1 protein-coding gene is annotated in these 206 nt (G+C 42.2%); it reads right to left on the bottom strand.

The window, feature by feature from the left end; all coding sequences use genetic code 11:
• The coding region (locus LI126_RS16685) for a lactate/malate family dehydrogenase (RefSeq protein ID WP_442919981.1) at nt 1-134 on the bottom strand (134 nt) is incomplete at its 3' end.
• Nucleotides 135-206 lie beyond the last annotated feature (72 nt).

Below are 206 nucleotides of genomic sequence, written 5' to 3'. Positions count from 1 at the left end.
CCTTCCGTACGCTTCTTGATGATGTCAACGATTGCGAATTCTTCAGCCAGGCCTTGTTGTGCCATCGCAAATGCGTAGCTTGAACCTACCGAGCCGTCTCCGACGAGGACAACCTTTTGATGATTCTTAGACATAAGTAAAGTCTCCCTTAAAGTAGTATTGCATATTGCAAGACTCATTATAGCATTCTGATTTGAAATTTGTTA

This window comes from Mediterraneibacter sp. 210702-DFI.5.30, from assembly GCF_020560115.1.
Lineage (GTDB): Bacteria > Bacillota > Clostridia > Lachnospirales > Lachnospiraceae > Mediterraneibacter > Mediterraneibacter faecis.
Note: the sequence above shows the minus strand (reverse complement) of the source record. Positions and strands in the feature narration are given on the sequence as shown.